Below are 21,741 nucleotides of genomic sequence, written 5' to 3' on the forward strand. Positions count from 1 at the left end.
CTCACATCCCATGCTGCCTCAGCAACTTGTCATAACTGCCATCTGCCTTCATCGCCGCAATCGCCTTGTCGAACCCGGCCACAATCTGCTCATGCTCGGGGTTCTTCAGGCTCACCAGAATATGCAGGCTGTTCTCGCTCAACGGCTTGGGCAGGAACTCCACGGCGTTGCGTACCTTGGGTGATTCGCGCGCCAGGTAATAGCGTGCGACATACTCATCTTCCAGCGTCAGCTTGACCCGATCCGCCGCCAGCATGCGCACCGCCATTGCAAAGTTGTGCACCGGGACTTTCTGCAACGCCGTGTCGGCATCGAACGCCTGCGAGTAGGCATAACCGCGCACCACCGCCACCGGATAGGTGTGCAGTTGCTCCAGGCTGTTGTATTCGAGCGGCGTGTCCTTGCGCTTGAGAAAGCGGATGCGGTTGAGCAGGTATTCGCCAGAGAACTGGCCGATCCGGGTGCGCTCGTCGTTGTACCAGGCGTTGACCAGCACGTCGTACCGGCCCTCGCCCACCCCCAACAACGCCCGCGCCCACGGCACCTGCTCATAGTCGCTGGCATAACCGGCCCGCGCCAGCGCGGTGCTGACGATGTCGGTGGCCAGGCCACCGTTGACCAGGGTGTCGTCGGTAAAGGGTGGCCAGATATCAAACACCAGTCGCAGCTTGTCCGCAGCGGCGGGTTGGGCCAGCAAGAGCAGTCCGATCAAGGCAAAGGCTCGATGCAGTCGCGGCATGCTTGAAAATCCTTAGCGGGCGGTTGGCCCGGCGTGTTTTCCAGTCAAAACCCCAAGGCCCCGTACCGGCGAAACCCAGGCCCTAACAGTAGCTCATTGAAGCCAGTGCACAGCGCTTTCCAGCAGATTACACAAAGCGGCCGCCACCGCGAGAAAGGAATGATGGCATTTTGACCTTTGTCACAGACTCTTCCGCCATACAGACATTCAGCGCCTGTGCACTTAGTATCGGGCGACGGAGTTCAAGGAGTCTGAAAATGACAATCGAGTGGATCTGCAAGCATCACAGCGATCTGGGCAAAGAGCAGTTATACGCACTGCTGAAACTGCGCTCGGACGTATTTGTGGTCGAACAGCAATGCGCCTACCCAGACCTCGACGGCCAGGATCTGGACGGCGATACCCACCATTTGATGGGCTGGGAAGACGATCAGTTGATGGCCTATCTGCGCCTGCTCGATCCAGAATCCCAGGGCGGTGACGTGGTGATCGGCCGCGTGATCATTGCGCCACAGGGCCGCGGCAAGGGGCTGGGGCACGAGATGATGGAGCAGGCGCTGAAACAGGCCGAGAAGCATTGGCCGCAGGTGCCGATCTACCTGTCGGCGCAGGCGCATTTGCAGGGGTATTACGGCAGGTACGGGTTTGTGGTGGTGGGTGAGGAGTATCTGGAGGATGACATTCCGCACATAGGCATGCGTCGTCCCTGAGGCCCTCATCGCTGGCAAGCCAGCTCCCACAGGTTCATCCGTTGCTCACAACAACCGTGTTGACTGGAGACCCTTGTGGGAGCTGGCTTGCCAGCGATTGCGTCAGCTCAAACACTGCAAAACTCAGGGATACTCCAGCACAGCTTTGATCTGCCGCAGATTGCGCTCGATCCACCCGCGATCAATCGCCCCCCACTCGCGAATCCGATAGCGCCCGGCATGGTTGCGCGCGCCCTCTTCCTGCTCGAACTCACAGACGATATCCAGATCCGCCAGCGCGGCGATCGTGTCCTGCGCCGTGCGCCGGGGCATGCCGGTCACTTCGGTCAGCGTCGGGACGCTCGGGGCCAGGCCGCTGTCGATCAGGTAGGCCACGTACAGGCGCCGGTAAAAGCTGCTTTTGGTCTTGCTTACGTCCATCTAAACACTCCCAACGTTAAAAGATCGCAGCCTGCGGCAGCTCCTACAGTTGGAATGCGATCTTTTGATCTTCATTGCAAATCCCGCCACGTCAGGTACACCCTCAAGTCGAACTCGACCTGGTGATACCCCGGCAGCATGTGTTCGCACAATTTGTAGAAAGCCTTGTTGTGGTCCGATTCCTTGAAGTGCGCCAGTTCATGCACGACGATCATCTTCAGGAACTCCGGCGCCGCCTCCTTGAACAACGAGGCGATGCGAATCTCTTTCTTGGCTTTGAGCTTGCCGCCCTGCACCCTTGAGACCGTGGTGTGCAGGCCCAGCGCGCGATGCGTCAGGTCGAGGCGGTTGTCGAACAGCACTTTGTCGATGGCCGGCGCGTTACGCAGGTATTCCTGCTTCAGGTCCAGCGCGTAGCTGTACAGCGCCTTGTCGCTCTGCACATCGTGACGTCCGGGATAGCGTTGGCTCAGGTAGTCACCCAGACGCTGTTCGGCGATCAGTTGGCGCACCTGATCCTGCAGTTGCGCGGGATAGGCCTGGAGGTATTTCAACGCAGTCATGGACACGGCAGCACGGTTCGAAAAGAGCGCCAGTGTAGCGAATTCAAACCGGCAGCGCGCTCCAGTCAAAGGGTTTGGCAAAGCTGACGGCGTCCTCGGAGGTCAGCGGACGCGCCACCAGGAAACCCTGCACGTATTCGCAGCCATGCGCCTGCAGCCATTGATACTGTTCAACGGTTTCCACGCCTTCGGCGATCACCAGCAAACCGTACTGTTTGCACAGATTGATCACGTTGCTGACCAGCGCCGCGTCGCGCGTCGAGTCCGGCAGCCGCGCAATCAGGTGTCGATCCAGCTTGAGCGTATCCAGCTCCAGGTCACGCAGATACGCCAGCGAACACGGGCCCGAACCAAAGTCATCCAGCGCCACCCGCACCCCGAGATTACGCAGCAGGCGCAACTGTTTGCGGGTCTCGTCGGGGTTGTGCATCAGCGCGTCTTCGGTGACTTCCACCTCCAGTTGCCGCGGCTGCAGCGAATGCCGCTCCAGCACCTGACGCAATTCGGTGACCAGGTTCGGCAGGCCGAACTGGGTGTTGCTCAAACTCACGCCGAGCACCAGATCCTCGGCGAACAGGGTTTCCCAGGCTTTGCGCTGACCGGCGCCACGGTGATAGATCCAGCTGCCGAGCCGACTGATCAGCCGTGCTTCCTCCAGCAATGGCAGGAACAACCCCGGCGGCACATCGCCGACGCTCGGGTGCTGCCAGCGCAGCAACGCCTCGAAACCGCGGATCTGCCCGCTGTCGATCGCCACTTGCGGCTGATACACCAGATTGAAATCACGATTCTCGATGGCGTTGCGCACGCTCTCTTCGAGCATCAGTCGCGAGCGGGCGCGGCCGTTCATTTCGTGATCATAAAAACGATATTGCTGACGCCCGGCGCGCTTGGCTTCATACATGGCGATGTCGGAGGCGCGCAGCAAACCGTCGAGGTTCGCGCCGCAGTCCGGGTAAGTGGCAATACCGATACTCGCGCCGAGAGCGATGTCCAGTCCTTCGATCTGCTGACAGATCGACACCCGTTCGATGAGCTTCTCGGCAATTTTTGCTGCCTGCTCGGGAAACTCCAGATCGAGCAACGCGGTGAACTCGTCACCGCCCATGCGCGCGAGAATGTCGAACGGTCGCAGACAGGCTTTCAACTGCTCGGAGACCCAGCGCAGCACCCGGTCGCCGGCATCGTGGCCAAGGGAATCGTTGACCCGTTTGAAGCCATCCAGATCCAGATACAGCAGCACCCAACTGCTGTCGCTGCGTTCACCGCGCAGCAGCAGGTTTTCCACCGTCTGATAAAAGCCCCGGCGATTGAGCAGACCGGTCAGCGGATCGGTGACCGCTTGAAATTCCAGCTGCTGATGCAGGTGACGTACCACCGACATGTCCAGCACCGTCACCACCATCGCCCGCTGCTCGGCGGGCAACGGCGCACAGGACAACGCCACCGGCACCTGCTGCCCCGGTGCCGTGCGCAACAACGCATCGTGCAGACGCAAGGTCTCACCGCGTTTATAGCCGGCCAGCAACTCGGAACCGGCCCATAGCGGGATATGCGGTTTCTGCAGAAAATCGAGAAATTCCTTGCCCTCCAGCTCTTTCACCGGCGCATTCAGCAATCGCGAAATCGCTGGGTTGGCGAAGCGGATCAGGCCGTCCTCGCCGAGCACCAGAATGCCTTCCGCCGCGTTGTCCAGCACCGAGGCATTGAAGGCCCGCGCGAGTTCCAGATCATGACTCAGACGCTGCAAGGCGCGGCGGTTGCGCTGGTGTTCGAGCAATGCCTGGACTTTCGGCTTGAGGATCTGCGGATCGAACGGCTTGAACAGGTAATCCACCGCGCCACTGGCGTAACCCTTGATCACGGCGTCCTGTGATTGCTCGTTGGCGGTAAGGAAAATGATCGGCGTGAGACGCGTGCGCTGGCTGCCGCGCATCAGCCGCGCGACTTCGAAGCCGTCCATGCCCGGCATCTGCACGTCCAGCAGCACCAGATCGACGTCGTGTTCGAGCAGCAGATTGAGCGCCTCGAAACCGGAGGCGGCGGTCATGACGTGCCAATCCTGACGCTGCAGCAACGCGCGCATGCTGATCAGGTTTTCAGGGTAGTCATCAACGATCAAAAGGACAGAGCTGCCTTCACCTGGCTGGGGTTGCGCGCATTCCATGCTGCTTCTCTTGTCGGGACATCTCTTGTCGGACTATCGGCCGGTTTTTTGTGAAAACCGTACAGTTACTGAGCCATCACTCTAGTCCCGGATCTGTGAAAGCAGAAGCTGCCACGCCGCCATCATTTAGCCAAAGCTGTAATTTACCGACTAACGGTCACCCCTGCAGCCCCCGAAAACCGGCACAGATGGCATTTCGACAGGATGTTGACGCCAATCATCTGCCAAACGGGCGTTAACAAAAAACACCTCTACGCTTATAACTACCGCCCGAAAAAGCGCGGGCTAGAGCTTCTGGCACTCGCGTACAGGAAAATTGAGTGGAAGAACCGACATGATCGATCTCGCAACCTGGAACCTCAGCGTTCCCGTCGGCAGTCCGCCGTACACCGTCGAAACCTCCAAACTGGTGAATGGCTTCAAGGATCAATACTTCCATTCCGACACCGGCACGCTGTTTTTCTGGTCACCGGTTACCGGGTCAAAAACCGAAAACGCCATCTACCCGCGCACCGAACTGCGCGAAACCTTCAGCAACGGCACCCTGCGCAACTGGTACTACCCGGACGCCGACAACACCCTGCGCGCAACCCTCGCGGTGAACAAGGTGCCCAGCTCCGGCAAGATCGTCATCGGCCAGATCCACGCGTATGAAAGCCAGCGCCCGATGGTCAAGCTCGAATACCATTACAAGGAAAAAACCCAGAACGGCAACCTGGTGATCAAAGTGCGCATGCACCCCGACGACAAGGAAAGCCGCGTCATCACCCTCGCCACCGGGATCAAGCTGGATCGCGAATTCAACTACCTGATCCACCTCAGCCCCGGCGGCGCACTCGGCGTGAGCGCGGCGGGTTACCAGTGGGATTCACAGATCAGCGCGACCTGGCGCAACAAGCCGTTGTACTTCAAGGCCGGGGTATATGTGCAGGACAACACCGGCTATACCAGCGAAGGCGGCCAGGTCACCTTCAGCAAACTCGACATCGACCACGACAAATAAGGCTTCATTGGCACAAATCCCTGTGGCGAGGGAGCTTGCTCCCGCTGGGGCGCGCAGCGGCCCTAAAAAAGCGAGGCCTGCTGCGCAGTCCAGCGGGAGCAAGCTCCCTCGCCACAGTGTTATTTATTGCCAGTCGGACATCCTTTAAACGGTGTTGTTTAAATCGCTCGGCGGTTACTTCCCGATGCCTACAACAACTTGCGTGGATACCTACAGCTACGCCAGAATCCGCCGGCTTGTGCGCCTGGAGGGCCATCGGTAACTTGATTCGCGTCACTGATTTCCAGTGATCGGGTTTAGTAGCCCGAGGTTACGCGATGCGCATTGGCACCATTCAGTCGGACATTCATCCGCGCTTGATGGTAGCTGTACGCAGGGCGCCTTCGGGTGCGCCGGTCGCGTCTCCCCGGTCTACTAACCTGCGTTCAGCTGCCACCCCTTCGTTTAGTAGCGATCCGGTGCCGGCTCCATTTACCGGAGACGAGACATGACCAAATCAACGCCTCACCCGCCAGCCACCGACCTGGCCTCCCCCTACGAATCCCTCGACTCAAGAAAGCTCCACGACGCCGCCGAGCGCGCCCTCGACCACTACCTCAACCCGGCCGCACACATCATGACCAGCACCTGCGAACCCGAGTCCATGTACCTCGCCAACCCGAAGTACAACACCGAATCTCTGCTGGCCAACGCCAGCGAAACCCTGGGTTCAGCCAGCGAAATGCTCAACAACTTCGCCGCAACACTCGATACCTCCCACCGCAAGACTGCGCTGGGTATCGCACAGGTGGTCATGCTCGGTGAATTGGCGGTAAATCAGGCACTGGATCACGTTGAACTGAAGGAGTAGTCCCTGATAACGGACTTTTCGTCGAAAAATCTTCCAAACTTCCATTACAGGTGCCATTCACCTAGCTGTGCCTTGTGAAGTGCCACTCTGCAGAAGGCGGCGCAAGCAGCTTGAAACAAAGCCTGGGGATCGAGTAGACGCGGACGCGCGCCGAGCGGACTCATAACGATCAAATGCAGCGTTTACGCCATTTAACTTTGAAAGTTACAGAGACAGTAGATGGATCACGTTCTATTAATGAGCCGCCTCGCCACCCAATTACGCATAAAGCGTAGGGAGCGCGGACTAACGCAAGCGCAACTCGCCGACCTCGCGAGAGTTACGCCATACAAAGTCATCGCTATAGAGAAAGGCACCCTCTCCGTGGGCATGAACGCTTATGCACGTGTTATTGCCGCTCTGGATTGTGAGTTCACCGTCGTTCCGGCAGTGATGCCTACGCTTGAAGAGCTAGCGGAAATATTTGTTTAACTACGCCCACAAAAAACCCGCCTCTCGGCGGGTTTTTCATAAAAGCAGCTCAACACCCAGGCTTAGTTCACCTTAGCGTTCAACTCACCCTTCAGATAACGCTGGAACATCGCTTCCAGCGAGATCGGCTTGATCTTCGAAGCATTACCGGCAGTACCGAACGCTTCATAACGAGCGATGCACACATCACGCATCGCCGTCACGGTTGCGCCGAAGAATTTACGTGGATCGAATTCGCTCGGGTTGGTGGCCATCAGACGACGCATGGCACCGGTGGATGCCAGGCGCAGGTCGGTGTCGATGTTGACCTTGCGCACGCCGTACTTGATGCCTTCGACGATTTCTTCAACCGGTACGCCGTAGGTTTCTTTGATGTCACCGCCGTACTGGTTGATGATCGCCAACCACTCTTGTGGCACGGACGAGGAACCGTGCATCACCAGGTGGGTGTTCGGGATGCGCTTGTGGATTTCCTTGATGCGGTCGATCGCCAGCACGTCACCGGTAGGTGGCTTGGTGAACTTGTAGGCGCCGTGGCTGGTGCCGATGGCGATGGCCAGGGCGTCGACCTGAGTCTTCTTGACGAAGTCAGCGGCTTCTTCCGGGTCGGTCAGCATCTGGCTGTGATCCAGAACGCCTTCAGCGCCGATGCCGTCTTCTTCACCGGCCATGCCGGTTTCCAGCGAACCCAGGCAGCCCAGCTCGCCTTCAACCGAAACGCCGCAGGCGTGAGCCATGGCGACGGTTTGTTGGGTCACACGGACGTTGTAGTCGTAGTCGGTCGGGGTCTTGCCGTCTTCGCCGAGGGAGCCGTCCATCATCACCGAGCTGAAGCCCAGTTGAATCGAGCGCTGGCAGACGTCAGGGCTGGTGCCGTGGTCCTGGTGCATGCACACCGGGATGTGCGGGAATTCTTCGATCGCGGCCAGGATCAGGTGACGCAGGAACGGCGCGCCGGCGTATTTGCGAGCGCCGGCCGAAGCCTGGACGATCACCGGGGAGTCAGTCTTGTCAGCGGCTTCCATGATGGCGCGCATCTGCTCAAGGTTGTTGACGTTGAAGGCTGGAACGCCGTAGCCGAACTCGGCTGCGTGGTCCAGCATCTGGCGCATGCTGATAAGTGCCATTGTGTGTGTCTCTCCCGGTTGAGGGTCGTTAATCGTGCCAGCCTGCCGGAGCGGCGGCGGCTATTCAAGTGATTGCAGATCGGGGGTTGAGGCCCGGTCTGGTGATTCGATAAAGCAAATTCTGAGAACTACGCAGAACTCTGTGGGAGCGAGCTTGCTCGCGAATGCATTTCAACATTCAACACAACTGCAAGCTGAACCAGTGTTTTCGCGAGCAAGCTCGCTCCCACATTGGGATCCGCTTCCACATTAGATCTGTGGTGTGTCAGTTACTGCGCCTTGCAGCCGCGGCCAATCAGGTCATTGGTGGCGACCCAGTACACCAGGCCTTCGTCACCCTTGACATGAAATGCCAGCATGCCGTCGCTGTACAGCACGCCCGAGGCGCCCGGCTCTTCTTTCAGGCGATAGACCTGATCACCGCCGCCCAGTCGAACATCGACTTCTTTCTGGCCGGCATCGGCGTAGCGCCACAGCACTTTGGCCTGACTGTCGCAGGTCCAGGTGGTCCAGTTGTCCGCAGGTGCGGACGACGGAAACAGGTTCATCTGCGCGCAACCGCCCAACAATGCCAACGCCGCAATGGCGATCAAGCCTTTCATCCGTGTTCCTCGACTGACAGCCAACGCCGCCAGCCCTGCGTTAAAGAGTCAGACCGGTCAAGGACAACCATGTTCCTTGGCCGGGGTTTGCGTCTCGTATTTGTCCAGACCGTCCGGCCCCGAGCGCTTGTTCAGCACCGGGTTGGTTTCGGCCTGCCAGTCGGCCTGGTAGCAGCCTTTCTGTGCCGCATCCGGCGCAGGTGTCGCCTCGGCCTTCGGGTTACTCCCGCAGGCCGCCAGCGTACCGGTCAGCAACAACAGCGCTAACGACTTGACCATCTGAACACTCCTTTGCCTGGCCAAACGGGCGGCCTCAGGCCTTGGCCCGGCTTTCCAGGACTTCAACGGCCGGCAGCACCTTGCCTTCGACGAATTCGAGGAACGCGCCGCCACCGGTGGAAATGTAGGAGATTTGCTCGGCCACGCCATATTTATCGATGGCCGCCAGGGTGTCGCCACCGCCGGCAATGGAGAACGCGGCGCTGTCAGCGATGGCCTGGGCCAACACCTTGGTGCCGTTGCCGAACTGGTCGAATTCAAACACGCCGACCGGGCCGTTCCACAGAATGGTTTTCGACGATTTCAGCAGTTCGGCGAAGTTGGCCGCGGTTTGCGGGCCGATGTCCAGAATCATGTCGTCAGCGGCAACGTCAGCGATCAGCTTGACGGTGGCTTCGGCGCTTTCGGCGAATTCTTTGGCAACCACCACGTCCACCGGCAGCGGCACGCTGACCTTGGCAGCGATGGTGCGTGCGGTGTCCAGCAGGTCCGGCTCATACAGCGACTTGCCGACCGGGTGACCGGCGGCAGCCAGGAAAGTGTTGGCGATGCCGCCACCGACGATCAGTTGATCGCAGATCTGGCTCAGACTGTTGAGGACGTCGAGTTTGGTCGACACCTTAGAGCCGGCAACGATCGCAGCCATTGGCTTGGCCGGTGCGCCCAGCGCCTTGCCCAGTGCATCCAGCTCAGCGGCCAGCAGCGGGCCAGCAGCCGCGACTTTAGCGAACTTGGCAACACCATGCGTCGAACCTTCAGCGCGGTGCGCTGTGCCGAAGGCGTCCATCACGAACACGTCGCACAGGGCGGCGTATTGCTGGGCCAGGTCGTCGGCGTTCTTTTTCTCGCCCTTGTTGAAGCGCACGTTTTCGAACAGCACGATGTCGCCGGCCTTGACGTCAACGCCACCCAGGTAATCGGCCACCAGCGGCACTTCGCGGCCCAGAGCCTTGCTCAGGTAGTCAGCGACTGGCTTGAGGCTGTTCTCGGCGGAGAACTCGCCTTCGGTCGGACGGCCCAGGTGCGAACACACCATCACCGCCGCGCCTTTTTCCAGGGCCAGCTTGATGGTCGGCAGCGAAGCCAGGATACGCGCATCGCTGGTGACAACACCGTCCTTGACTGGGACGTTGAGGTCTTCGCGGATCAATACGCGCTTACCTTGCAGATCGAGGTCGGACATCTTCAACACGGTCATGGGTCGCACTTCCTGAGTAGCTGTTCTTAGAGAGCAGGTTTTTTTGAAATCGCTGTTTGCAGATAGTGGTCTGCAACGTCCAGCATTCGGTTGGCAAAACCCCATTCGTTGTCGAACCAGGCCAGGATGTTCACCAGCTTAGGGCCGGAAACACGGGTCTGACTGGCATCGACGATGGCCGAATGTGGGTCATGGTTGAAATCACAGCTGGCGTGCGGCAACTCGGTGTAGGCCAGCAGTCCCTTGAGCGGGCCGCTGGTGGCGGCTTCACGCAGGATCCGGTTGACCTCGCCCGCATCGGTCGCGGTGGCGGTCTGCATCGTGATGTCGAGGCAAGACACGTTGACCGTCGGCACGCGTACGGCTTTGGCCTGAATTCGCCCGGCAAGTTCCGGCAGCAGGCGCTCGATGCCACGCGCCAGACCAGTGGACACCGGGATCACCGACTGGAACGCCGAACGGGTGCGGCGCAGGTCTTCGTGGTGATAGGCGTCGATCACCGGCTGATCGTTCATCGCCGAGTGAATCGTGGTGATCGACACGTAATCCAGGCCGATCGCCTTGTCCAGCAGACGCAACAGCGGCACACCGCAGTTGGTGGTGCAGGAGGCGTTGGACACCAGCAGTTCATCGCCGGTCAGGCAATCCTGATTGACACCGTAGACGATGGTGGCGTCGACATCCGCCTCGCTGGCCATCGGTTGCGAGAACAGCACGCGGGGCGCGCCGGCGTCGAGGAAACGCTGGCCGTCTTCACGGGTGTGGTAGGCGCCGGAGCATTCGAGCACCAAGTCGACGCCCAGCGCCGCCCAGTCGATGCCTTCGGGGGTGGCGCTGCGCAGGACCTTCACGCAGTCGCCATTAATATGCAGACAATCGCCTTCTACTCGCACTTCGCCGGGAAAGCGGCCGTGGGTGGAGTCGAAGCGTGTCAGGTATTCGATGCTGGCCATGTCCGCCAGATCATTGATCGCGACAATTTCAAACCCGGCCTTCTCGCCACGCTCGAACAACGCACGCAAGACGCAACGACCAATCCGGCCGTAGCCGTTGAGTGCAACTTTGTAGGGACGCGGTTGAGGCATGGGGTTCTCGATAGTACGCGGGCAGACACAATGCTTATTTGCGACACATCCCGTGTGGGAGCTGGCTTGCCAGCGATAGGGCCATCCGCTTCAACATAAACGCTGACTGACAGGACGCTATCGCTGGCAAGCCAGCTCCCACAGGGAATTGCGGTGACCGCTCGATCACCGCGTTGCGGCTCAGTCTTCCAGCAACTCTTCAGCCTGACCCAGGATGTTGTCCAGGGTGAAACCGAATTCTTCGAACAGTGCCGAAGCCGGCGCCGATTCGCCGTAGGTGGTCATGCCGATCACGCGACCTTCCAGACCCACGTACTTGAACCAGAAGTCGGCGTGAGCCGCTTCGATTGCGATACGTGCGCTGACCTGCAGCGGCAGAACCGATTGCTTGTAGCCGGCGTCCTGCGCATCGAACACGCTGGTGCAGGGCATGGACACCACGCGCACCTTGCGGCCTTGCCCGGTCAGCTTGTCGTAGGCCTGAACGGCCAGACCGACTTCCGAACCGGTGGCGATCAGGATCAGCTCAGGCTCGCCTGCGCAGTCCTTCAACACGTAGCCACCGCGGCTGATGTCGGCGATCTGGCCGGCATCGCGTTCCTGGTGCTGCAGGTTCTGACGCGAGAAGATCAGCGCCGATGGACCGTCCTTGCGCTCCAGCGCGTTTTTCCAGGCCACCGCCGATTCAACGGCATCGGCTGGACGCCAGGTGTCGAGGTTCGGTGTGCTGCGCAGGCTGGTCAGTTGCTCGATCGGCTGGTGCGTCGGGCCGTCTTCGCCCAGACCGATGGAGTCGTGGGTGTAGACGTGGATCACACGCTTCTTCATCAGCGCCGACATGCGCACCGCGTTGCGCGCGTATTCCATGAACATCAGGAAGGTCGCGCCGTAAGGCACCAGGCCACCGTGCAGGGACACGCCGTTCATGATCGCGGTCATGCCGAATTCGCGCACGCCGTAGTACATGTAGTTGCCGCTGGCGTCTTCAGCGCTGACGCCTTTGCAACCTTTCCACAGGGTCAGGTTGGAACCGGCCAGGTCAGCCGAACCGCCGAGCAGTTCCGGCAGCAGCGGGCCGAACGCGTTCAGGGTGTTCTGGCTGGCTTTACGGCTAGCGATGGTTTCGCCTTTGGCCGCCACTTCAGCGATGTAGGCCGAGGCTTTTTCCGCGAAGTCGGCCGGCAGTTCGCCGCTCAGACGACGGATCAGCTCGTTGGCTTCGGTCGGGAACGCCGCGGAGTAGGCAGCGAAACGCTGATCCCACTCGGCTTCGGCAGCGCGACCTTTTTCCTTGGCATCCCACTCGGCATAAATGTCTGCAGGGATTTCGAACGGGCCGTGGTTCCAGTTCAGCGCCTGACGGGTCAGAGCGATTTCCGCGTCACCCAGTGGGGCGCCGTGGCAGTCTTCCTTGCCCTGCTTGTTCGGCGAACCGAAACCGATGGTGGTCTTGCAGCAGATCAGGGTCGGCAGCGGGCTCTTGCGCGCGGTTTCGATGGCAGTCTTGATCTCTTCCGGATCGTGACCGTCGACGTTGCGGATCACCTGCCAGTTGTAGGATTCGAAACGCTTCGGGGTGTCATCGGTGAACCAGCCTTCGACTTCACCGTCGATGGAGATGCCGTTGTCATCGTAGAAGGCGATCAGCTTGCCCAGGCCCAGCGTACCGGCCAGGGAAGCGACTTCGTGGGAAATGCCTTCCATCATGCAGCCATCACCGAGGAACACGTAGGTGTGGTGATCAACGATGTTGTGGCCAGGACGGTTGAACTGCGCACCCAGTACTTTTTCCGCCAGGGCGAAACCGACGGCGTTGGCCAGACCCTGACCCAGCGGGCCGGTGGTGGTTTCGACGCCCGGGGTGTAGCCGAATTCCGGGTGACCCGGGGTGCGGCTGTGCAGTTGACGGAACTGCTTGAGGTCATCAATCGACAGGTCGTAACCGGTCAGGTGCAGCAGCGAGTAGATCAACATCGAGCCGTGGCCGTTGGACAGCACGAAGCGGTCACGGTCGGCGAACGACGGGTTGCTCGGGTTGTGCTTGAGGTAGTCGCGCCAAAGTACTTCGGCGATATCTGCCATACCCATAGGGGCACCGGGATGGCCGCTGTTGGCTTTTTGCACGGCATCCATGCTGAGGGCACGAATGGCGTTGGCACGCTCACGACGGCTAGGCATCGCTGATCTCCTGGGTGTGAATAGATTGGAACGGAAAAAAGGAGGGCATTTTCCCTCACCGGAGCGCCTCGGGGCAATGACAGATAGTCATCCGAAGGCGTTTTTCCCGTGCTGGACGGCGGTTTCGTCTGGTGAAACCTTTCCGCTGTTCGTTTGTAGAGTTAACCAGTCAGTGAGAAGTGCCATCTATCGAGCAATATCAAAACTTTTTGATATTGCCCTTGCAGCGATTTCCCACCGTCACTAGACTGCTGCCCCATGAACTTACGCGTGCCTTCCATTCGCCATGACGATTGCGACGAGCTGGCGGCCCTGTGCAAGGCCGGTGGCGACCCGCTGCGCCTGAATGTATTGCGCGCGCTGGCCAACGACTCGTTCGGCGTACTGGAGCTGGCGCAGATTTTCGGCATTGGTCAGTCAGGCATGAGCCACCACCTCAAGGTGCTGGCCCAGGCCGATCTGGTAGCGACGCGCCGCGAGGGCAACGCGATTTTCTATCGCCGCGCCCTGCCCCACACTGAATTGCTGGGCGGCAAGTTGCATGCAGCACTGTTAGAAGAAGTCGACAATCTGGCGCTGCCGGAGGACGTGCAGGCACGCATCGCTCAGGTCCACGGACAACGTGAAGCCGCCAGCCAGGATTTTTTCGCCCGGGTCGCAGAGAAATTCCGCGCCCAGCAAGACTTGATCGCAGGCCTGCCGCAGTACCGCGACAGCGTGCTGGCCCTGCTCGACAAACTGAACTTCAATGGTGCTGCCACGGCCATTGAAGTCGGCCCCGGCGATGGTGCTTTTCTGCCGGAACTGGCCCGCCGCTTCGGCACCGTAACCGCGCTGGACAACAGCCCGGCGATGCTCGAACTGGCGCGTCAGGTATGTGAACGTGAACGGCTGGCTAACGTCAGCCTGCAATTGGCCGATGCATTGAATGGCACAAGCCTGACGGCCGATTGCGTGGTACTGAACATGGTGTTGCACCATTTCGCCGCGCCGGCCGAAGCGCTCAAGCACATGGCCGGCCTGCTGCAACCGGGCGGTAGCCTGCTCGTGACAGAGTTATGTAGCCACAACCAGAGTTGGGCCAGGGAGGCCTGCGGTGATCTGTGGTTGGGGTTTGAACAGGACGATTTGGCCCGTTGGGCCACCGCTGCGGGACTCGTTCCCGGGGACAGCCTCTATGTAGGCTTACGTAATGGTTTCCAGATCCAGGTTCGCCACTTTCAGCGACCGGCTGGCGACACTCACCATCGGTAAATTCAGGAAAACATCGAGATGAGCGAATACTCCCTCTTCACCTCCGAGTCCGTGTCTGAAGGACATCCGGACAAAATCGCCGACCAGATTTCCGATGCGGTGCTGGACGCCATTATTGCCCAGGACAAACACGCACGCGTTGCCGTGGAAACCCTGGTCAAGACCGGCGTTGCCATCGTGGCCGGTGAAGTGACCACCAGCGCCTGGGTCGACCTGGAGCAGATCGTTCGTGACGTGATCTGCGACATCGGCTACACCAGCTCCGAAGTCGGCTTCGACGGCGCGACCTGCGGCGTGATGAACATCATCGGCAAGCAGTCCCCTGACATCAACCAGGGTGTTGACCGCGCCAAGCCTGAAGATCAGGGCGCCGGCGACCAGGGCCTGATGTTCGGCTACGCCAGCAACGAAACCGACGTGCTGATGCCAGCGCCGATCACCTTCTCGCACCAGCTGGTGCAGCGCCAGGCCGAAGCCCGCAAATCGGGCCTGCTGCCGTGGCTGCGTCCGGACGCCAAGTCGCAAGTGACATGCCGTTACGAAGGCGGCAAGGTGGTCGGTATCGACGCCGTTGTACTGTCGACCCAGCACAACCCTGAAGTGTCGTACAAAGACCTGCGCGAAGGCGTGATGGAGCTGATCGTCAAGCACGTGCTGCCTGCCGAACTGCTGAGCAAAGACACCCAGTTCCACATCAACCCGACCGGCCAGTTCATCATTGGCGGCCCGGTAGGTGACTGCGGTCTGACCGGTCGCAAGATCATCGTCGACAGCTACGGCGGCATGGCCCGTCACGGCGGTGGCGCGTTCTCCGGTAAAGATCCATCGAAGGTTGACCGTTCGGCGGCCTACGCTGGCCGTTACGTGGCCAAGAACATCGTCGCTGCCGGCCTGGCCGAGCGTTGCGAGATCCAGGTGTCCTACGCCATCGGTGTCGCTCAGCCGACTTCGATCTCGCTGAACACCTTCGGTACCGGCAAGATCAGCGATGACAAGATCATCAAACTGGTGCGTGAAGTGTTCGACCTGCGTCCATACGCAATCACCACCATGCTGGATCTGCTGCACCCGATGTACCAGGAAACTGCAGCCTACGGCCACTTCGGTCGTGCTCCGCAGACCAAGACGGTTGGCGAAGACACCTTCTCCACCTTCACCTGGGAAAAAACCGACCGCGCCGACGCTCTGCGTTCCGCCGCAGGTCTGTAAGCCCTTCCCGGCTGCAAAAAAAGCCCCGCACGGTTCGCGCCGTGCGGGGCTTTTTCATGCTTGCCAGGATTAAAAGATCGCAGCCTTCGGCAGCTCCTACACAACGCATCCCCCTGTAGGAGCTGCCGAAGGCTGCGATCTTTTGACTTTAACGCTGCGCAACACCCCGCAAAACACCCAGGCTACCCGACCCGCAATCCTCGCCTAGCCTTCAAACATTCCCCCTGAGCAAGGACGCTCAAAATGCTTGCCACGCTGCGCCTGTTTTCCGCTGTTCTGCTGAGCTTCATCCCTCTGATCGCTTACTCAGCCTGCCCCGACTGGTCTACCAGCAGGGCAAAAACTGAAATCTCGGCCCTGCAACTGCAGATCGATCAATGGGACAACGCCTACCACCGCCAAGGTCGCTCGCTGATTGCCGACGAGCTCTACGATCAATCGCGCCTGCGGCTCAACCAATGGCGCCAGTGCTTCCAGCAGCCCGCAGCGCCCGAACCGTTGCGCAGCGTGTCTGGCTCCGTCGCGCATCCGGTCGCCCACACCGGTCTGGACAAGCTTCACGAAGCTGCTGCCGTTCAAGCGTGGTTGAAGAATCGGCAGGATGTCTGGGCACAACCCAAGGTCGATGGCGTGGCTGTCACGCTGATTTACCGTCGCGGCCTGTTGCAGCAAGCGATCAGTCGCGGCGACGGGATCAGCGGTCAGGACTGGACAGCGTCGGCGCAAAAGATCGCTGCCATTCCGCAACAACTGTCTCAACCGCTGGACTTGCTGGTGCAAGGCGAACTCTACTGGCGCCTGCAGCAACATGAGCAAGCCAGCGCCGGCAGCGTCAACGCCCGCGCCACCGTTGCCGGGCTGATGAACCGCAAAACCTTGAATGCCGAGCAGGCGGCCGGAATCGGCCTGTTCGTCTGGGACTGGCCGCAAGGGCCGGCGAGTCTGCCGGAAAGAATATCGACGCTGGCAACCTTGGGATTCGCCGCAACGGCGCCATTCAGCCAGGCCATCGCCGACTTTGCCGACGCACAAAAATGGCGCGAGCATTGGTATCGATCGCCTCTGCCCTTCGCCACCGACGGCATTGTCCTGCGCCAGAGCCAGCGCCCACCGGCCGAGCGCTGGCAGGCAAGCGCGCCCTACTGGGCCGTCGCCTGGAAATACCCGTTTACCCGAGCGCTGGCCGAGGTGCGCAAAGTGAATTTCAAGGTCGGCCGCAGTGGACGCATCACCCCGGTATTGGAGTTGTCGCCGGTGATGCTCGATGACCGCGAGATCAAACGCGTCAGCGCCGGCTCCCTCAAGCGCTGGCAGACGCTGGACATCCGCCCCGGTGATCATGTGGCAATCAGCCTGGCCGGCCTGACCATCCCGCGACTCGACAGTGTGGTGCTGCGCACTACCGAACGAGCCGCCCTCGATATTCCTGACAAGCGTGATTTCCACGCCCTGAGCTGCTGGCAACCGACACCCGGTTGTGAAAGCCAGTTCCTCGCGCGCCTGACCTGGCTCAGTGGCAAGCAAGGGCTGGCGCTGCAGAATGTCGGACGCGGCACCTGGGAGAAACTTCTGGAAACAGGCCGCCTGAACAACCTGCTGGATTGGTTGACCCTCGACGAGCCAGAGCTTGCTAACATTGCTGGCTTCGGCGAACGCAGCAGCGCACGTCTGATCAACAGTTTTCACAGCGCCCGCCAACGGCCGTTCACCCAGTGGCTCAAAGCCTTGGGTTTACCGCCCACCGGTCAGGCACAACTGGCCGACTCGTGGCAGGTGCTGGCACAACGCGACACCGAACAATGGCAGGCAGAGGCCGGAATCGGCCCGGGCCGCGCGGCGCAATTGAGCACATTCTTCCGCGACCCGCAGGTGCTGGCCTTGAGTGACACATTACGCGCCGCCGGAATCGACGGCTTCTGATCACGCAATCCCGGCAGCCGGGAACCGAAGGAACGTCAGACGCTCAAACAGCGCAGTGCCACCGACCCGATTGCCTTCGCACATGGAGCTTTTATGAAATTTCTTGCACCGCTCGCCTTGCTGACCCTCTGTGGCGTTTTGGCCGCACCTGCGATGGCCGACGAAGATGCACCGGGCCTGACCGGTTGCGCCGCGAAGAAGCAGGGCATCATCAATCAGATCGAACAAGCCAAATCCCGAGGCAACACCGATCAGCAGGCCGGTCTGCAGACCGCTCTGGACGAAGTGACGAAAAACTGTACCGATGCCGGCCTGAAGAAAGAACGCGAGAACAAGGTGCTGGAAGCCAAGCACGAAGTCAGCAAGCGTCAGGCGGATCTCGACAAGGCGATGAAGAAAGGTGATCCGGAGAAGATCGACAAGCGCAAAAACAAACTCGCCGAGTCGCGCAAAGAACTGCAGGATGCGCTGGACCAGATCGACAAGTAACCCGTATTGAGGGCGATGTCCTGTGGCGAGGGAGCTTGCTCCCGCTGGGCCGCGAAGCAGCCCCAACTCCATTCAATGGCGCTGCAGCAGACTCAACTTGGTTGAATGGGTTTACGACGGCTGCGCCGCCGAGCGGGAGCAAGCTCCCTCGCCACAGTCGTCCGGCAGTCTCCGACAATCAATGGTCCCGAAACTCTTTATGGCAAGCGCTGCAGGCATCTTCGACTTTCTGCACCGCCGGTCCCAGGTTGCCGGCCTTGTACGGCTGAACCTTGCTGGCGATCACCAGTTCACCGGTGGCCGCCTCAAGGTTACGGGCCAATTCCTGAAAGCGGGCCTGACGCAGCCAGACATCGTCCTTGGCGCTGGTGTGATCTTCTTCGCGCACCTGCGGGAAATGCTTCCACGGTTCATGGGACAACGCATCAAGTTTCACCGCGCCTTCGGCGAATTTCGGCCCGTCGAACGGAATGCGTCCGCGCAACATGCCGCCCAGGTCTTCACCGGTCTTGAGCATCTGCTTGAAGATCGCCTTACGTTGACCCAGCGGCGAATTCGGATCGACGCCGCCACAGGCGGACAAGGTCAGACAGGCCAGCAATACAACAGAAATTCTTTTAAGAGTCATGGTGGCTTCAGGTCACGGAATTCGGCGGCCAGTATCCTCGCGTCGCCGTCAAACACCAATAGTCCTATTAAAAATACGGGTTGCCCGAGCGCATGGAGCACTCGGGCAACCGGCACAGGAATCACTCCATGAACAGCCGTTTCAAGGCCTGGCGTCACCCGCTGATCGCAACCCTGCCGCTGCTGGCAATCCTTGCTGGCTGCACGGGCGGCGACAGTGCCAAACCGAAAACCCACGCCTTGGCGACTTATTCCAGCGCCACCTGGGAAGCCCTGCCGGCGGTGTCCGACAGCGATCTGGTCGCCGGTTTCGGCTCGTGGCGCAGCGCCTGCACCCGACTCAAGGCTGATCCGATCTGGGGTGGCACCTGCGCGGCAGCCGCCAACGTGCCGCAGAGCGCCGGCGAAATTCGCGCGTTTCTCAAGCAGAACCTGGATGTGTTCGGGTTGCGCGCCGAACACGACAACCCCAACGGCCTGATCACCGGTTACTACGAGCCGGTCTACCCCGGCAGCCTGACCCCCACCGAAACAGCCAACGTGCCGGTATATGGCGTGCCCGAAGACATGATCATCGTGTCGCTGGACAGCATTTACCCCGAACTCAAGGGCAAGCGCCTGCGTGGTCGCCTCGAAGGTCGGGTGCTCAAGCCGTATGACGACGCCGCAACCATCGAATCCAAAGGCGTCAAAGCCCCGGTGGTGGCGTACCTGACCGATCCGATGAACCTGCAATTCCTGCAGATCCAGGGCTCCGGGCGGATTCAGACGGCGGACGGCAAGCAACTGCGCATCGCCTACGCCGACCAGAACGGCCACCCGTACCGACCGATCGGCCGCTGGCTGGTGGAACAGGGCGAGTTGAAGAAAGAAGACGTGACCATGAGCGCGATCAGCAATTGGGCCAAGGCCAACCCGTCGCGCATTCCGGAGCTGTTGGGCAGCAACCCGAGTTATGTGTTCTTCACCCGTAACCCGGACAGCAACGAAGGCCCACGTGGCTCACTGAACGTACCACTTACCGCTGGGTACAGCGCGGCGGTGGATCGCAAGGTGATTCCGTTGGGCAGTCTGCTGTGGTTGTCGACCACCCGTCCGGACGGCACCGCTCTGGTTCGCCCGGTCGCGGCGCAGGACACTGGCGGCGCGATTGCCGGCGAGGTGCGCGCGGACTTGTTCTGGGGCACCGGCGACGCAGCCGGGCAACTGGCCGGGGACATGAAACAGCAGGGGCAGATCTGGATGCTCTGGCCTAAAGGTGCGGCGTTGCCGCAAGTGCCTCAGGTCGCCGACACGGTTAAGGACAAACCTTAAGCGCCTCGGCGCCTGAGCCATTGCCTTCGCGGGCAAGCCCGCTCCCACAGGTATCCATGGCGAGCACAAATCCTGTGTACACCCAAGCCCCCTGTGGGAGCGGGCTTGCCCGCGAAGAGGCCGGCAGCAGCACCCGAGAATCAGACAGATACAAAGAAGAACGCAGCAATCAGCCCCATCCCGACAAACCACACCAGCGACCGCAAGATCGCCCAGTCCGCCAGATAACAAATGATGTACAGCAGGCGACTGGTGATAAACAGCACCGCCAGCACATTCACGGTCACCAGCTGCGCCGTGCCCACCAGATGCGCAACAATCACTGCGGCAGCAAACGCCGGCATCACTTCGAAGCTGTTCAGCTGCGCCGCATGCGCCCGTCGGGCGACGCCGCCCACGCTATCGAGAAAATCCCGAGGATCATGATTGTCACTGAGCCGGAAACCGCCCGAGACCTTGGCCACGATCGTGCACACATACGGCAGGAAAATCGCGATCAATACACACCACAGAGCCACCGTCATAACGCCGTCCTTTTTTCGAGTGTTGGAAATGGCGGGCGGTCAGAACTTCATCACCAGCATGCCGATCAGCACCAGCCCACAGGCTAAGAGCCGCGGCCTGCCGAAAGGTTCTTTCAGATACCGCATGCCGAACAGCACCACCAGGATCACGCTGATTTCACGCAGCGCTGCCGCTTCGGCAATCGAGCCCAACTGCATCGCCCACAGCACCAGAGCGTAGCTGAACAACACACAGAACCCGACCGCCAGCCCCAGCTTCCATTGCTCGCGCCAGAACACCAGAAATGCCGGGCGTTTGGCGACCCACGCCAGCAACGGAAACGGCCAGGCGCTGAGCAGCGTGACCCAGACCAGGTAATCCAGCGGATGCGACCAGCGCCGCAAGGCCTGGCCATCGATGTAGGTGTAGCAACCGATGCACAGCCCGATCAGCGCCACCACCGGCAGCATCGACCACGGCAAATGTTTACCACCACCGCCCTGCCAGAGCAGGCAGACCATGCCCAGCGGAATCAGCATGATCCCGAAGATCTGCTGCGTGGTGAGCACTTCGCCGGCGAAGATCAGGGTCAGCGCCAGCACCACCAGCGGCGACAAGCCGCGCATCAAGGGATAGACCAACCCGAGGTCACCGACCCGATAAGCCTGGATCAGCAGATAGCGATACAGCAGCTCGAATGCTGCCGACGCCAGAATCCACGGCCAGATGTGCGCCGGTGGCAGGCTGATGAATGGAAAGGCCAGCGCCACGAACAACAGCGCCACCGTGTCCATGCACGCCACCACCAACAGCCGTTCGGCACTGAACTTGATCAGGGTATTCCACGTCGCATGCAACAGCGCCGCCATCAACACCAGAACTGTCGCCGCCACGTCCCACTCCTTGATTTTTTGTTGACCCTACACCAATGCGTACCACTGACCAACCGAGGGACGTGATTGTGTCCCCACCCCGAAACAGCCCATCCAACTTTCGCGCCGAAGAATCGGGGCGCTGTCTTTCCCCCCATCC

At 60.4% G+C, this 21,741-nt stretch carries 22 protein-coding genes; 9 read left to right on the plus strand and 13 right to left on the minus strand.

Annotated elements, in window-relative coordinates:
- Position 1 precedes the first annotated feature (1 nt).
- Entirely contained in the window at positions 2 to 739 is a 738-nt protein-coding gene (locus B1722_RS17110) for an ABC transporter substrate-binding protein (RefSeq protein ID WP_047297090.1), read from the minus strand.
- 257 nt (positions 740 to 996) lie between these two features.
- Between B1722_RS17110 and B1722_RS17115 the strand changes: the two genes are divergently transcribed.
- Complete coding sequence (locus tag B1722_RS17115) at positions 997 to 1,449, plus strand: GNAT family N-acetyltransferase (RefSeq protein WP_041063410.1); 453 nt, start codon at positions 997 to 999, stop codon at positions 1,447 to 1,449.
- A gap of 123 nt (positions 1,450 to 1,572) precedes the next feature.
- Here B1722_RS17115 and B1722_RS17120 read toward each other — a convergent pair whose 3' ends face one another.
- The 3 genes from B1722_RS17120 to B1722_RS17130 all read right to left on the minus strand — a co-directional run bounded on the left by B1722_RS17120 (position 1,573) and on the right by B1722_RS17130 (position 4,599).
- Positions 1,573 to 1,869 (minus strand): helix-turn-helix domain-containing protein, encoded by a 297-nt coding sequence (locus B1722_RS17120; RefSeq protein WP_007913779.1) that lies wholly within the window; start codon positions 1,867 to 1,869, stop codon positions 1,573 to 1,575.
- A gap of 71 nt (positions 1,870 to 1,940) precedes the next feature.
- Positions 1,941 to 2,432 carry a M48 family metallopeptidase gene (locus tag B1722_RS17125; protein ID WP_003229006.1) on the minus strand — a complete coding sequence of 164 codons (492 nt, stop codon included), beginning with the start codon at positions 2,430 to 2,432 and terminating at the stop codon, positions 1,941 to 1,943.
- 43 nt (positions 2,433 to 2,475) lie between these two features.
- A complete protein-coding gene (locus tag B1722_RS17130; RefSeq protein ID WP_041063414.1) occupies positions 2,476 to 4,599 on the minus strand; it encodes a bifunctional diguanylate cyclase/phosphodiesterase in 2,124 nt (707 codons plus the stop codon).
- Between the two features lie 334 nt (positions 4,600 to 4,933).
- Between B1722_RS17130 and B1722_RS17135 the strand changes: the two genes are divergently transcribed.
- The 3 genes from B1722_RS17135 (at position 4,934) to B1722_RS17150 (ending at position 6,923) form a co-directional block, all read left to right on the plus strand.
- Positions 4,934 to 5,602, plus strand: a complete 669-nt coding sequence (locus B1722_RS17135; RefSeq protein ID WP_086793609.1) for a polysaccharide lyase family 7 protein — start codon at positions 4,934 to 4,936, stop codon at positions 5,600 to 5,602.
- 487 nt (positions 5,603 to 6,089) lie between these two features.
- Positions 6,090 to 6,452: a DUF6124 family protein gene (locus B1722_RS17145; protein ID WP_041063419.1), complete on the plus strand. Its 363-nt coding sequence runs from the start codon at positions 6,090 to 6,092 to the stop codon at positions 6,450 to 6,452.
- Positions 6,453 to 6,671: 219 nt separating this feature from the next.
- Positions 6,672 to 6,923, plus strand: a complete 252-nt coding sequence (locus tag B1722_RS17150; RefSeq protein ID WP_041063421.1) for a helix-turn-helix domain-containing protein — start codon at positions 6,672 to 6,674, stop codon at positions 6,921 to 6,923.
- Positions 6,924 to 6,985: 62 nt separating this feature from the next.
- Here B1722_RS17150 and fba read toward each other — a convergent pair whose 3' ends face one another.
- The 6 genes from fba to tkt all read right to left on the minus strand — a co-directional run bounded on the left by fba (position 6,986) and on the right by tkt (position 13,392).
- On the minus strand, positions 6,986 to 8,050 hold the full coding sequence (fba, locus tag B1722_RS17155; RefSeq protein ID WP_041063423.1) for a class II fructose-bisphosphate aldolase: 1,065 nt from the start codon (positions 8,048 to 8,050) through the stop codon (positions 6,986 to 6,988).
- 269 nt (positions 8,051 to 8,319) lie between these two features.
- A complete protein-coding gene (locus B1722_RS17160; RefSeq protein WP_086793611.1) occupies positions 8,320 to 8,652 on the minus strand; it encodes an MliC family protein in 333 nt (110 codons plus the stop codon).
- A gap of 57 nt (positions 8,653 to 8,709) precedes the next feature.
- Positions 8,710 to 8,931 (minus strand): hypothetical protein, encoded by a 222-nt coding sequence (locus tag B1722_RS17165; protein ID WP_007961876.1) that lies wholly within the window; start codon positions 8,929 to 8,931, stop codon positions 8,710 to 8,712.
- 34 nt (positions 8,932 to 8,965) lie between these two features.
- Complete coding sequence (locus tag B1722_RS17170) at positions 8,966 to 10,129, minus strand: phosphoglycerate kinase (RefSeq protein WP_041063429.1); 1,164 nt, start codon at positions 10,127 to 10,129, stop codon at positions 8,966 to 8,968.
- A gap of 26 nt (positions 10,130 to 10,155) precedes the next feature.
- A complete protein-coding gene (gene epd, locus B1722_RS17175) occupies positions 10,156 to 11,214 on the minus strand; it encodes an erythrose-4-phosphate dehydrogenase (protein WP_041063431.1) in 1,059 nt (352 codons plus the stop codon).
- Positions 11,215 to 11,394: 180 nt separating this feature from the next.
- Positions 11,395 to 13,392, minus strand: coding sequence for a transketolase (tkt, locus tag B1722_RS17180; protein ID WP_041063434.1), 1,998 nt, complete (start codon positions 13,390 to 13,392; stop codon positions 11,395 to 11,397).
- A gap of 258 nt (positions 13,393 to 13,650) precedes the next feature.
- Here tkt and B1722_RS17185 point away from each other — a divergent pair, with 258 nt between their 5' ends.
- From B1722_RS17185 to B1722_RS17200, 4 genes are all read left to right on the plus strand, one after another.
- The gene (locus tag B1722_RS17185) at positions 13,651 to 14,646 is read left to right on the plus strand and encodes a metalloregulator ArsR/SmtB family transcription factor (protein WP_041063436.1); all 996 of its coding nucleotides are present in this window, start codon (positions 13,651 to 13,653) and stop codon (positions 14,644 to 14,646) included.
- Positions 14,647 to 14,664: 18 nt separating this feature from the next.
- Positions 14,665 to 15,855, plus strand: a complete 1,191-nt coding sequence (gene metK / locus B1722_RS17190) for a methionine adenosyltransferase (RefSeq protein ID WP_027610621.1) — start codon at positions 14,665 to 14,667, stop codon at positions 15,853 to 15,855.
- 243 nt (positions 15,856 to 16,098) lie between these two features.
- Positions 16,099 to 17,775 carry an NAD-dependent DNA ligase LigB gene (gene ligB, locus B1722_RS17195; protein WP_086793613.1) on the plus strand — a complete coding sequence of 559 codons (1,677 nt, stop codon included), beginning with the start codon at positions 16,099 to 16,101 and terminating at the stop codon, positions 17,773 to 17,775.
- Between the two features lie 93 nt (positions 17,776 to 17,868).
- The gene (locus tag B1722_RS17200; protein ID WP_041063442.1) at positions 17,869 to 18,264 is read left to right on the plus strand and encodes a DUF1090 domain-containing protein; all 396 of its coding nucleotides are present in this window, start codon (positions 17,869 to 17,871) and stop codon (positions 18,262 to 18,264) included.
- Positions 18,265 to 18,442: 178 nt separating this feature from the next.
- On the opposite strand, the gene B1722_RS17205 is transcribed toward B1722_RS17200, so the two are convergent.
- Entirely contained in the window at positions 18,443 to 18,892 is a 450-nt protein-coding gene (locus tag B1722_RS17205; RefSeq protein ID WP_041063443.1) for a cytochrome c, read from the minus strand.
- 128 nt (positions 18,893 to 19,020) lie between these two features.
- Between B1722_RS17205 and B1722_RS17210 the strand changes: the two genes are divergently transcribed.
- Positions 19,021 to 20,205 carry a murein transglycosylase A gene (locus tag B1722_RS17210; RefSeq protein ID WP_086793615.1) on the plus strand — a complete coding sequence of 395 codons (1,185 nt, stop codon included), beginning with the start codon at positions 19,021 to 19,023 and terminating at the stop codon, positions 20,203 to 20,205.
- A 140-nt stretch (positions 20,206 to 20,345) separates the two neighbouring features.
- Here the strand turns inward: B1722_RS17210 and B1722_RS17215 are convergent, their stop codons facing one another.
- Together B1722_RS17215 and B1722_RS17220 are read right to left on the minus strand one after the other, a co-directional pair.
- Positions 20,346 to 20,729 (minus strand): MAPEG family protein, encoded by a 384-nt coding sequence (locus tag B1722_RS17215; protein WP_027610617.1) that lies wholly within the window; start codon positions 20,727 to 20,729, stop codon positions 20,346 to 20,348.
- 39 nt (positions 20,730 to 20,768) lie between these two features.
- Positions 20,769 to 21,602, minus strand: a complete 834-nt coding sequence (locus B1722_RS17220; protein WP_086793617.1) for an EamA family transporter — start codon at positions 21,600 to 21,602, stop codon at positions 20,769 to 20,771.
- Between the last annotated feature and the right edge of the window lie 139 nt (positions 21,603 to 21,741).

Source organism: Pseudomonas sp. SCPG-7 (assembly GCF_002156405.1).
In the GTDB taxonomy this organism is placed as follows: Bacteria; Pseudomonadota; Gammaproteobacteria; order Pseudomonadales; family Pseudomonadaceae; genus Aquipseudomonas; species Aquipseudomonas parakoreensis.

Coding starts and splice junctions, on each gene's coding strand:
- B1722_RS17110 (WP_047297090.1), bottom strand. CDS start 739: ATGCCGCGACTGCATCGAGCCTTTGCCTTGATCGGACTGCTCTTGCTG.
- B1722_RS17115 (WP_041063410.1), top strand. CDS start 997: ATGACAATCGAGTGGATCTGCAAGCATCACAGCGATCTGGGCAAAGAG.
- B1722_RS17120 (WP_007913779.1), bottom strand. CDS start 1,869: ATGGACGTAAGCAAGACCAAAAGCAGCTTTTACCGGCGCCTGTACGTG.
- B1722_RS17125 (WP_003229006.1), bottom strand. CDS start 2,432: ATGACTGCGTTGAAATACCTCCAGGCCTATCCCGCGCAACTGCAGGAT.
- B1722_RS17130 (WP_041063414.1), bottom strand. CDS start 4,599: ATGGAATGCGCGCAACCCCAGCCAGGTGAAGGCAGCTCTGTCCTTTTG.
- B1722_RS17135 (WP_086793609.1), top strand. CDS start 4,934: ATGATCGATCTCGCAACCTGGAACCTCAGCGTTCCCGTCGGCAGTCCG.
- B1722_RS17145 (WP_041063419.1), top strand. CDS start 6,090: ATGACCAAATCAACGCCTCACCCGCCAGCCACCGACCTGGCCTCCCCC.
- B1722_RS17150 (WP_041063421.1), top strand. CDS start 6,672: ATGGATCACGTTCTATTAATGAGCCGCCTCGCCACCCAATTACGCATA.
- fba (WP_041063423.1), bottom strand. CDS start 8,050: ATGGCACTTATCAGCATGCGCCAGATGCTGGACCACGCAGCCGAGTTC.
- B1722_RS17160 (WP_086793611.1), bottom strand. CDS start 8,652: ATGAAAGGCTTGATCGCCATTGCGGCGTTGGCATTGTTGGGCGGTTGC.
- B1722_RS17165 (WP_007961876.1), bottom strand. CDS start 8,931: ATGGTCAAGTCGTTAGCGCTGTTGTTGCTGACCGGTACGCTGGCGGCC.
- B1722_RS17170 (WP_041063429.1), bottom strand. CDS start 10,129: ATGACCGTGTTGAAGATGTCCGACCTCGATCTGCAAGGTAAGCGCGTA.
- epd (WP_041063431.1), bottom strand. CDS start 11,214: ATGCCTCAACCGCGTCCCTACAAAGTTGCACTCAACGGCTACGGCCGG.
- tkt (WP_041063434.1), bottom strand. CDS start 13,392: ATGCCTAGCCGTCGTGAGCGTGCCAACGCCATTCGTGCCCTCAGCATG.
- B1722_RS17185 (WP_041063436.1), top strand. CDS start 13,651: ATGAACTTACGCGTGCCTTCCATTCGCCATGACGATTGCGACGAGCTG.
- metK (WP_027610621.1), top strand. CDS start 14,665: ATGAGCGAATACTCCCTCTTCACCTCCGAGTCCGTGTCTGAAGGACAT.
- ligB (WP_086793613.1), top strand. CDS start 16,099: ATGCTTGCCACGCTGCGCCTGTTTTCCGCTGTTCTGCTGAGCTTCATC.
- B1722_RS17200 (WP_041063442.1), top strand. CDS start 17,869: ATGAAATTTCTTGCACCGCTCGCCTTGCTGACCCTCTGTGGCGTTTTG.
- B1722_RS17205 (WP_041063443.1), bottom strand. CDS start 18,892: ATGACTCTTAAAAGAATTTCTGTTGTATTGCTGGCCTGTCTGACCTTG.
- B1722_RS17210 (WP_086793615.1), top strand. CDS start 19,021: ATGAACAGCCGTTTCAAGGCCTGGCGTCACCCGCTGATCGCAACCCTG.
- B1722_RS17215 (WP_027610617.1), bottom strand. CDS start 20,729: ATGACGGTGGCTCTGTGGTGTGTATTGATCGCGATTTTCCTGCCGTAT.